This is a genomic window from Streptomyces sp. OR43 (genome assembly GCF_008042275.1).
Classification (GTDB): domain Bacteria; phylum Actinomycetota; class Actinomycetes; order Streptomycetales; family Streptomycetaceae; genus Streptomyces.
On the sequence record NZ_RDBK01000111.1, the window covers coordinates 1 to 4707 of the forward strand.

3 protein-coding genes and 1 pseudogene are annotated in these 4707 nt (G+C 69.3%); all 4 read left to right on the forward strand.

Annotated elements, in window-relative coordinates:
* Positions 1-1253, forward strand: a pseudogene (locus EAO72_RS41245) (hypothetical protein); the annotation flags it as partial.
* Entirely contained in the window at positions 1250-3340 is a 2091-nt protein-coding gene (locus EAO72_RS41250) for a hypothetical protein (protein WP_148022513.1), read from the forward strand. The pseudogene EAO72_RS41245 and the gene EAO72_RS41250, both read left to right, overlap by 4 nt.
* Positions 3341-3491: 151 nt before the next feature.
* Positions 3492-4397, forward strand: coding sequence for a hypothetical protein (locus EAO72_RS41255; RefSeq protein WP_148022514.1), 906 nt, complete (start codon positions 3492-3494; stop codon positions 4395-4397).
* Between the two features lie 37 nt (positions 4398-4434).
* Positions 4435-4629, forward strand: a complete 195-nt coding sequence (locus tag EAO72_RS41260) for a DUF4236 domain-containing protein (protein ID WP_148022515.1) — start codon at positions 4435-4437, stop codon at positions 4627-4629.
* The last annotated feature ends 78 nt before the right edge of the window (positions 4630-4707 follow it).

Sequence of the window (4707 nt, forward strand, 5' to 3'; positions counted from 1 at the left end):
CCCCCGAACCCCAGCCCGAGCCCGAGCCGACCCCCGCCGTTGACCTTGTCGCCCAGGCCGAAGCCGACGCCATCCGCACCCGGGCCTACGCCGAAGCCGAGGAGCAGCGGATCGCTGCCGAAGCCGAGGCCAAAGCCATTGAAATCAAGGCCGAGGCCGAAGCGGAGAAGATGCGTCTCGCGAATGAGCGTGCCGCGATGCGCATGGAACGCGACCGGGCCGAGCACGACGCCCACCTCGAAGACATCCAGCGGATGCGCGAACAGGCCGCACGCCAGGCCGAGGAAGAGCGAGCCGCGGCCGAAGACGCCGGCCTGGCCGAGGCTGCAGGCGCGGCCAAGGTTGCCCGGTCGGCGGGGCTGTGGCGGAACACTGCCCTCGCCTTCGCCATCATGTGCGCGATCGTTGCCCTGCCCGTTCAGATGTCCGCGTTCTACAACCCCGACGCCCGGTGGTTGCTGGCCGCACCGGTCATGCTCGAAGCCGGGGCCTGGGTGATCCTCGCCGGAGCCGCCGCAGCCGTGGCCGCGCACCGCCCGCACTGGCACTACCGGCTCATCGCTTGGTCGCTCGCGTTCGTCGCTGCCGGGGTCAACCTGTGGCACGGCCTGGAGCACTTCGACCCCGCCACCGCCGTCGGCACCGCGTTCGCATCCCTCGCCGGCCCTGGTGTGTGGGACCTCCACGAGCACGGGCGGATCCGGAAGCGCGACGGGGTCAAGACCCGGCGTGAGCGGCGGGCGGAACGCAAAGCCGCCGAGAAGAAGGCTGCCGCACAGGCCGCCCAGGAGAAGCGTGAGGCCGCCCGCGAAGAGGCCCGGCAGAAGGCCATGGAGGCCATCGCGCTGAAGCTCGCTGAGCAGCGGGCGCAGGAGTTCCCCGATGAGTGGAAGTACGCGCTGAAGCTTGCCGTCGCCATGGGCGAGACCACCGTCACCGAAGCCGTTTGGGACCGGGCCTGGGATGACCTGCACGCAGCGAAGCCGGGCGTCACCGCGAACAGCATCAGCGGGCGCAACGCCGCCGCCACGCGCATGCAGCGAGTCCTTGAACGCGACCCCGCGAACACGCCCAGCAAGACCACGAACGCGCAGCGTGCATCGCAAATGCCCCCCACTCAGAAGACCCGCGTCTACAACCCGCCGGCAAGGGCCGGGCGGCGCCGTCCGGGGGACACCCCGAAGTACGTCTCAGCCGCCCGCAAGCAGGCCGCCATCACCGCCCGTACCGCTGCCACCGAGGAGCAGAAGTGACGACCGAAACCGAGCCGCTGACCGTCCCTGCCGGGTGGGACACGAGCAAGGTCATTCCCGGGCAGCTCGTCGACCGCGACGACACCGAGGACGACATCGCCCCCGGCATCATCGAGATCATTCAGCCGCGCACCCCCATGACCCGCCGGGCCGGCTCCGCAGCCATGGTCGTGGCTGCGGCCACCGGCCGGGCGGTCGGGCTCACAGCCCGCGGCAGCTGGATCGCCGGCGGCTGGTTCTGGGCCGGGCTCAGGTCCAGCGCCTACCTCGGATACCGATACGTTCGCGCCCACGACCTCCAGGACGTCCTAGGCGGGATGAACAAGGGCACCGACTGGAACAAGGTCCAGCTGGCCCGCAAGTCAAGGTGGCGGTTCCTCGGCTGGTCCGCCCTCGGAGTTGCCGGCCTCAACCTCGCTGGCTGGATCGCCCTTGTCGCCGGGGCCGGCATGACCGCCCTCGACTACTCCTGGGCGATTCCGCCAGCCGCCACCGGACTGCTCGCCGCTACCACCATGGCCCTGTACGGCCGGTACCGGCTCAACGCCCCCGGAATCGCCCCCGGCCAGGTCGTTGCCGAGCAGGACGCCATGGACTCCGACGAGCCGTTCCCCCTGTCGTACTGCGTAGGCGGCGAGCAGGTCATCGAGTGCGTTTCCCGGGCCCTCGCCCACGAAGGGATCGGCACCCGCACCATCGACGTCCTCGGCCACCGCGACTGGGGCTGGGAGATCGACGTGGTCCTGCAGGGGTCGGCCCCCGGCAAGGTCAACGCCGCAGCGGACAACCTGGACGCCCTCTTTGACATCAAACGCGGCGGAACCCTCATCGAGCCCGACCTCGACTCGGCCGCCCACCTCGTTCTCCGTCTCGTCACCGCGGACCCGTTCGCGCACCTGCCGCGCCCTGCCGTCCACGGCCCGAACAGCCTGTCCGTGCGGGATGTCGCTGTTCGTGGGCGCAGCATGGACGGTGCCCCTCTCGAACTGCGGTTGCGCGGGATGTCGATGCTCATCATCGGCAAGTCCGGATCCGCGAAGACGAAGGGCGCCCTCCGCTGCATCGCCGAGGTCATCACCGCGTGCCGGGATGCCATCGCTATCGAGATGGACCCGGTCAAGGGTGGGCTCCGCGAGTTCGAGGGCGTCATGGCTGCGCCGCCGATCCGCGGCGGCGCCGACTGCACTGAGTGGCTGTCGCGCCTCGTGAAGATCGCCTCGGCCCGTAACGACGTCAAGCACAACCTCAACATGGGTGACCTGTGGGAGCCCTCCGCCAAGTACCCGGTCATCTTCGCCATCGTCGACGAGTTCATCTACCTGCCGAAGGAGGCCAAGGCTCTTGCGATCGAGCTGTTGCGCATCGGTCGTGAAACCGGTGTGCACCTGATCTTCGCCGCCCAGGAGAGCACCGAGGACTCCCTCGGTGACGCCATTGCCGACTCCGTCACCTACCGAGTCATGCTTGCCTCCCGGGCCGAAGACATTCGCCTCACCCTCGGCACCGGGGCTGCCGCTGCGGGCTACCGGCCCGACCGGCTCCAGCCTGCCGTCGACGACGAGCGGGTGTACGACGCGGGCAAGGCATTCATCCGCGGCCCCGGCTACGACCGGCCGATCCTGTGGAAGTGGGATCGACTGTCCCGTGATCAGGTCATGCAGGCAGTCGGAGACCGGAAGGCCGCGGGTCGGCCGTGGTTCGACGCCGACAGCCTGGCCGCCGCCGATCTCCTGCATGTCATCCGCCGCGACGGCGTGACTGAAGGCGCCAGCCTCGCCGGCCGACTCGATCGGGTCGAGCACGACGACGCGGCGATCGTCGCTCAGTTGCTGCGCACCTTCGAGGAGCGCGAGGCGGTGTTCCTGCCGACGAACGAGGTGCTGATCCCCGCCCTGTTCGGGCTGACCGGCGCCGACCTGGACAGCGCCAAGCTCGCCCGGATCCTGCAGTCGCACGCGCCGACGGTGAAGGCCAGCCGCGACAAGTGGGGCGACAGCCCGCAGGTCCGCGGATGGTCCCGCGCCGCGGTCGAGCAGGCCGCTGCTGGGCTGATCGACCCGTCTAAGGCCCGTCTTCAGGCCGCCTAAGCCCCGTCTTTGACCCGTCTGGGCCCCGGCTACCCGCCAGCGCATCACCGCAGGTAGCCGGGCCATAGACGGGCCCTAGGCGGGCCAAAGACGGCCCATAGACACCCTATTGATCCATATATGTGAAGTTCTAGGAGAGGAATCGTCGATCATGGCTGCGAAGACGTCGACCGCCCGTAAAAGGACCACTGCCCGCCGCCGGAAGCCCGTCTCGCGCGCCCGAGTCGGCAAAGGTCTCACCGTCCCCCGCAACGTGCCGATCTTCGCCCGCCTCGGCATGCGAGTCGCCCTCATAGCGGCCAAGCACATGGACACCCACAAGGACGTCGTCATGTCCCGCAAGGACGCCGCGATCCTCCGCATGACCCACGAAGGCTGCCCCAGGTGCAAGGGCAACGGGCAGATCTTCACCCAGGGGAAGGACGGGGCGTTCACCGGCTCCAAGCCCTGCCCCGCCAAGCCCACCCACGGCAAGGCCGGCCGCGTCAAGGTCGCCATGGCAGCCCGGTTCGGCGCCGACCGCAACACCGGGCTCATCGGCTGGACCTGCCCCTGCGGCACCAAGACGAAGCCGCGGTTCCGGGACGCCAAGGAAGCCACCACATCCCTGCGCGCACACGAGAAGAAGAAACATGGCGGCAAGGGCGTCGGCGGCGCCTGGTACGGCCAAGCCATCGAAGGAACAGCCGAAGCGGCCGAGCCCAAGAAGCCCGCCACCAGGAAGAAGGCAACCCCCATGCCCAACCAGAAGGGCATTCCGACACCGGAAGAGCGGACGGTATCCGCACCCAACCCGCCATACGATCCCGCCGATCCGGCGATGGAGCACAGGCGTAAGCCCGTAAGCACAGACCCCACCGTCCGCAACCCGCACTCCGGCCTGACCGACGCGGAGTGGGTCGCCCAAGGCCACGACCGCCCCCTGTTTCCCGACGAGTGCAAGCGGTGCATGGGGACGACGTTCGTGCCCGCCCTCAACGCCAACGCCACCACGGACTACGAGCGGCAGATCATGCTGCGCTGCACGGAGTGTGTGGCAGGGAAAGTGTCCGCCTGACGTCCTGCAGCGTCACAACCACCCCTAGGAGACCCGCATGCCGATCACGTACCGCAAGTCGTTCCGGATCTTCCCCGGGGTCCGGCTGAACATCAACCGTCGCTCCTGGTCGATCACGTTGGGCGGCGGCCCCGGCCCCCGCCACACGATCAGCTCCACCGGCTGGCGCACCACATCCATGGACCTGCCCGGCCCGTTCGGGTACCGCTCGACCCGCCGCCGAAACCGCTAACCCACCCAGAAGGAGACCGTCATGCAGCTGCCCGAGCAGCAGCCCACCCGCCCCGGGCAGCCCGACCCCGTCATGAAG